The organism is Corallococcus aberystwythensis (assembly GCF_003612165.1).
Classification (GTDB): domain Bacteria; phylum Myxococcota; class Myxococcia; order Myxococcales; family Myxococcaceae; genus Corallococcus; species Corallococcus aberystwythensis.
Genome location: NZ_RAWK01000418.1, coordinates 1 through 5,818, shown reverse-complemented (window position 1 = coordinate 5,818; position 5,818 = coordinate 1). Strand labels below are relative to the sequence as shown.

Below are 5,818 nucleotides of genomic sequence, written 5' to 3'. Positions count from 1 at the left end.
GCTCAACCGCTTCCGACGCTTGCTGGTGCGCTGGGAGAAGCGAGAGGACACCTACGTCGCGATGCTGCACTTCGCGCTGGGCATCATCACCTGGTTCCACTCGCTCCTACCGAAATAGGCTCTAAGCATTCAGGTGACTTGTCCCCGTGAGTCGCTAAGCGGCCTGCTGTGATTTGCTCAACGTATCGTGTGGGTTGGCGAGTATGTATCCCCTATTGTAGGTAGATCTCTAGCGCGGAAGCTGTCCGAGAGTTCCCGGCTTGCGCTTTACTTTCAGGCCGGTTGACGGAAATATCGGGCTTGCGCTTTATTGGGCATGAACGCGGCGGCGTTTCGCTCTGGATCGAGACGGAGATACTCTCTAGCCTTGATGCCGACGATGTTGGAACGATGTATATTCGCGTAGGGTGGTGGGGCCTTGTGGCTTGGCTCTGCTTTTGATGTGAAAAGGTCATGCTGTGTTTGGTGTTGAGTTGTGAACTGGATGCTGGCGCGCGGAGCTTCCGTGCAGCAGGCTGATTGGTCTCTGCTGATGCTAGGCGGCGCAGCGTTTTGATGCTTGAAAATCTATGACCCTGACGAATTTACCACAGAATCCATCTGCTAGTGCAGCGCTCCTTGATGTCGTGCGCGATGAGTTTGGCCGCGCAGCCTATAGTCACAAAACACATCAGAAAATGATCGATGGTTTGAACCGATCGGCGCTCCTCGATAAACGCTTGGCGGCGCTCCTTACGGCAGCGACTGCTGGCAACACCATCGGTGTCCTTGTGACCGAAGCTCGATGGGCAGAGGTTTCCGCAGTTATTCTCTCTGCTGTTGCGCTGATGCTCACCATTTATGGGGCAAGCCGAAACAGAGAACGGCTAGCCGATCAGCACCGGCAGGCTGCCAATGGGCTGTGGTTGCTTCGGGAGAAATATATACATCTTATTGGGGATCTCCGTGCTGGCGTCATCGCCGAGGATGAGGGACGCCGGTTGCGCGACGAACTTACCCATCAGGCGTCTCAGATTTACGCGTCGGCACCCGACACCAATTCCAATGCGTATGAGGCGGCACAGAAGGCGCTCAAGGTCGATGAGGAACTCACCTTCTCTGTGAAGGAAATTGACCTGTTGCTGCCGCCCGCACTTCGAAGTGCACCGCTTTCGCCCGCAGCCAGCCAATCAAATAAGATTCCATGATGTCATCGCTTGGGGCTGTCGGTAGTGTTTGTATTGGATTTGTGGGTGCGTGTGGTTGTTTTGTCTGGTTGATGAGGCGCAGGCGTTCGGTGCTGAAATTGGCGGCATTCACGGTGCGCGCCGGGTCGATTTTGAGCCGAATATGGAGACTCCATAGGCCGAGGTGCGACCGTCATTTCATCCCGATGTGATTGTCGTGGCACTGGGTTTTGATCCCCGACAACTTGAACTTCTCGGTAACGGGGGCGGTTTCCACTCTCCCGAACCAGGGCGCTAACATCGTCCGTCATGGATTCCCCCTCCGAGCCAGCCTCCGCCGCCACCTCGCCGGTCCCTGCGTCACCGCGCCCGCGCGTGTGGACGGTGCTGGTGGCGTTCCTGTTGCTGCTGACAGGCATCCTCGTGGTGAGCGTCACGGTGGCCAGCATCGCGATGGCGGTGGAGCTCGCTCGCACGGGAGTGGACCCCAGGGATAGCAAGGCCATCCTGGCCCTGACGGAGCAACTCAAGACGATGCCCTGGTTGCAGGTGGCCGGGGTCATCACGTCGAGCCTCCTGGGGCTGGCCGCCGCGCTCCTGGGCGGGTTCCTGTCTCCGAAGCCGCTGAAGGAGCGGCTTCGGCTGGGGAAGGGGATACCGTTGCCAGCATGGGCCTGGGGCGCCGCGCTCGTGGGTTGCTTCACGATGGGACAGGCGCTGGAGAGCCTGTCCGTCCTCACGGGTGTCTGGGATTACACGGCGTCGCTGAAGGGGTTGCAGGCGGTGAGCCAGGGCTCGTTCGCGACTTTCGCGCTGTTGCTGTTCTTCGGCACGCTGGTGGCGGGCACGGCGGAGGAGCTCTTCTTCCGGGGCTACGTGCAGACGCGGCTGGTGGAGCGCTGGGGCCGCTGGGCCGGCATCACAGGGGCCGCGGCACTCTTCGGCTTCCTGCACCTGGACCCCATCCACAGCCCCATGGCCTTGATGATGGGCCTGTTCCTGGGCTGGCTCGCGGAACGCACGGGCAGCCTGCGCCTGCCCATCTTCGTCCACATCCTCAACAACCTGACGTCGTTCCTGTTGTCTCGCTACGCGCCGTCCACCGCGGAGCTGCCAACCTCCGTGCACGTGACGCTGCTGGCGGTGTGCTCACTGGCGTTCGTGGGAACGGTGGTGGCGCTGCGGCGCATGGACGTCCAATCGCCGGAGCCAGGACTCGCCGGGCCCTGAAGAGGCGTCCGCCGCTGCGACACGTGCGGTGACTCCAGGTCCGGATCTACCTTCCGAACCTCCGCGATGCCCTCGTTTCCCAGGGGGCTTTGCGTTTAGATGCCTTCCGCGCCTCCAGAGCTTCACGGTTCTTTCATGTCTCAGTGCCCTGACGAGAACGAGCTGCTGGACGGAGCGCGGGCGCGGCTGCCGGCGGAGGCGCAGGCCCGGCTGGAGGCGCACCTGGATGGGTGCGCGGCGTGCTGCGAGGTGCTGGCCGGCCTGGAGGGTGGGGGCTCCCTGTCCCTGCGCAACCCGCCGCGCGGAGCACCGCCAGAGCCGGAGGCGATGCCCCATCCCGGGGCTCGCGTGGGCCGCTATGTGCTGCTGCGGCGCGTGGGGGACGGCGGCATGGGCGCCGTGTTCGCCGCGCATGACCCGGACCTGGACCGCCAGGTGGCGCTCAAGCTGCTCAAGCCCGGCGTGGTGGCGGACGCGGAGGCCCGTGGGCGGCTGATGCGGGAGGCCCAGGCCCAGGCACGACTGTCCCATCCGAACGTCGTGACGGTGCATGACGTGGGCCTGGACGGCGACACGGTCTTCCTCGCCATGGAGCTGCTGCGCGGTGGGACGCTGCGCCGCTGGTTGGCGGAGGCACCCCGGCCGTGGCGCGAGGTGCTGGCGCGCTTCATCCAGGCGGGGCGGGGCCTGGCCGCCGCGCACGCGGTGGGCCTCGTGCATCGCGACTTCAAGCCGGACAACGTGCTGCTGGGCGAGGATGGCCAGGTGCGCGTCGCCGACTTCGGCCTCGCTCGTGCCGTGCCCGTCCCGCCAGGTGCGCCGGACGCCCGCGCCGCGGCGGTCCCCGTCCGCGAGGCGCCGCCCCCCGGAGGGGACACGCCGGCCGGCACCGCGCTGGGCACGCCCGCGTACATGTCCCCGGAGCAGTGGCGGGGCGAGCACGCGGACGCGCGCAGCGACCAGTTCAGCTTCTGCGTCGCGCTGTACGAGGCCCTCTTCGGCCAGCGGCCCTTCGCGGGGGGCACGGCGCTGGAGCGCGCGCGCGCGGTCTCCGGGGGCCGGGTGCTGCCACCGCCCCGGGACACGCGTGTGCCCGCTGGCGTGAGGCAGGCGGTGCTGCGCGGCCTCGCCGCCGAGCCCGTCCTTCGTCACCCTTCGCTGGATGCGTTGCTCGCACGGCTGGAGCCCGCTCCGCGCGCGTCGCGCTGGCGCCTGGCCCCGGCGGCATTGGCCCTGGGCGTGATGATCAGCGCCGCCGCGGGCTTCGCCGTGATGCGGGGCGGCAGCGAGCAGCGGGTCTGCACCGGCTTCGAGTCCCGGCTCACGGGCACCTGGGACGCGGCACGACGGGCGCGGCTGGAGCAGCGCTTCCGCCCGGGGACGCTGGACGTGCCCGGAACCACCTTCGCATCCACCGTGCGCGCGCTGGATGCCTATGCCCAGGCGCTGGTGGCCCAGGAGCAGCGGTCCTGCGAGGACACACGCGTGCGGCAGACCCAATCCGAGCGGCTGATGGACCTGCGCGCCGCATGTCTGGATGGCCGGCGACAGGCCCTCCACGTCCTGGTGGACCTGCTCGAGGGTGGGGAGCGCGAGGCGCTGCTCCGGGCCCCGGAGGCGGCGCGGCGGCTGCCCTCGCTGGCCGCGTGCGCGGACCGGGCGGTGCTGGCCCGGGTGGATCCGCTGCCCGAAGCCCCGGAGACCCGCGCGAAGCTCGCGTCGCTCGTCCGTGAGCTGGACGGGCTGCGCGCGCAGGGCGCGGCCGGCTTCCACGCGCGGGCCCTGCCCCGGCTGGAGGAGGTGGTGGTGGCGCTGCGGGGCCTGGGCCACCGCCCCACGCTCGCGCGGGCCCTGCTCCTGCTGGGCGAGCTGCGGGGCACCGACGGCGGCTTCACGGCGGCGCGCGAGGTGCTGGAGGAGGCCGTGCGGGTCGCGGAGGCCGGACACGACGACGAGACGGCCGCGCACGCCTGGAACCGCCTCCTCTACACGGAAGGCGAGGGGCTGGGCCTGGTGAAGGAGGCCCAGCGCACCGCGCGCATGGCGGAGGCCGCCCTGGCCCGGCTGGGACCCGAGGGCTCCGCGGAGGTGGCGTCGGAGCTGCACCGCTACCGCAGCGCCTTGAGCTACCGGCAGGGCGAGTTCGCGCGGGCCCTCGCCGACGCCGAGCAGGCCCTCAAGCTGCTGGAGCACGCGGAGGGCGCGCAGGACGAGGCGCTCGCGGAGTCCCTCACCGGCATGGGCCGGGCCCTCAACAGCCTGGGCCGCTACGCCGATGCGGAGCGGCGCTACGCCCGCGCCCTGACGTTGGTGGACGCCGTGTACGGGAAGGACCACCCACTGCGCGCGGTGTACCTCAACAACCTGGCCACCGCGCTGCGGCTCCAGGGCCGGGTGGCCGAGGCGGTGGAGCGCTACCGCGAGGCGCTCGTGCTGGGCGAGCGCCACTACGGAGCGGATCACCCCACCACCTGTGTCATGCGCACGAACCTGGGCGACGCGCTCGCGCGGCAGGGCCAGCTGGAGGAGGCGCTGGCGCACTACGAGCGCGCCCGGGCCAGCCTGGGCGGCGGCGGGGACGGGGAGCGGTTGCGGCTGGCGGCCGTGCTGCTGAGCCTGGGCAACGCGCGCTCGGACCTGGGCCAGCTGCCGGAGGCGGAGGCCGTCTACCGCGAGGCGCTCGCGCTCCAGCTGTCGCAGCTGGGCCCCCGGCACCCGGACGTGGCCCTGTCGCGCAACAACCTGGGGTCGGTGGCGCTGGACGCGGGCCACCTGCGCGAGGCGCGCGAACACTTCGAGGCGGCGCGTGAGCTGTGGGAGGCCGCGCTGGGCCCGGAGCACCCGAAGGTGGCCAGCGCCCTCTACAACCTGGGCCACGTGTCGCTGCGCATGGGCCGGGTGCGCCCGGCTGTCGCCTACCTGCGGCGGGCGCTGGCGGTGCGCGAGGCGACGCTCGGCGCGGAGCACCCCCGCGTGGTGCCGACGCTCGGACTGCTGGGCGAGGCGTTGTGGGAGGCCGGCCAGCCACGCGAGGCCCGTGAGCGGTTGGAGCGGGCGGTGGCGCTGTCCACGCGGTTGGAGATCTCCCCGCCGGACCACGCCTGGGCGCGCTTCGTCCTCGCCCGTGTCCTCTGGCCGACGCGCGCCGAGCAGCCCCGGGCGCTCGCCCTGGCGCGCGAGGCGCTGGAAGCCTATTCGCGCAGCTCGCCCATCTACGCGCCCCGCGTGCGCGAGGTGCGGGGCTGGCTGTCCGCTCATGGCCCGTCGTGAGCCGGGGCGCGTGTCCCGCCCACGTGGGTGGGCCTGTCGCTGGAGGTGGCCATGCCGTCCGAGCAGACCGAGTTCTTCCTTTCGCGGGCTCCCCGCGCGCTCGTCCCGGCGCTGCGCGCGCACCCGGGGCTGGAGGGGGTGCTCGAGGGGGT

General features: G+C 69.7%; 3 protein-coding genes and 1 pseudogene. All 4 read left to right on the top strand.

What is annotated here, in order from left to right; translation table 11 throughout:
* Window positions 1-118 (top strand): annotated as a pseudogene (locus D7W81_RS39345) (IS5/IS1182 family transposase); the annotation flags it as partial.
* Between the two features lie 451 nt (window positions 119-569).
* Window positions 570-1,187: an SLATT domain-containing protein gene (locus D7W81_RS39340; protein WP_120560465.1), complete on the top strand. Its 618-nt coding sequence runs from the start codon at window positions 570-572 to the stop codon at window positions 1,185-1,187.
* A 288-nt stretch (window positions 1,188-1,475) separates the two neighbouring features.
* Window positions 1,476-2,396, top strand: a complete 921-nt coding sequence (locus D7W81_RS39335) for a CPBP family intramembrane glutamic endopeptidase (protein ID WP_120560464.1) — start codon at window positions 1,476-1,478, stop codon at window positions 2,394-2,396.
* A gap of 135 nt (window positions 2,397-2,531) precedes the next feature.
* The gene (locus tag D7W81_RS39330) at window positions 2,532-5,666 is read left to right on the top strand and encodes a serine/threonine-protein kinase (RefSeq protein ID WP_120560463.1); all 3,135 of its coding nucleotides are present in this window, start codon (window positions 2,532-2,534) and stop codon (window positions 5,664-5,666) included.
* The last annotated feature ends 152 nt before the right edge of the window (window positions 5,667-5,818 follow it).

What these genes read in the sequence shown, in the direction of transcription:
- D7W81_RS39340 (WP_120560465.1), top strand. Translation starts at nt 570, where the DNA reads ATGACCCTGACGAATTTACCACAGAATCCATCTGCTAGTGCAGCGCTC.
- D7W81_RS39335 (WP_120560464.1), top strand. Translation starts at nt 1,476, where the DNA reads ATGGATTCCCCCTCCGAGCCAGCCTCCGCCGCCACCTCGCCGGTCCCT.
- D7W81_RS39330 (WP_120560463.1), top strand. Translation starts at nt 2,532, where the DNA reads ATGTCTCAGTGCCCTGACGAGAACGAGCTGCTGGACGGAGCGCGGGCG.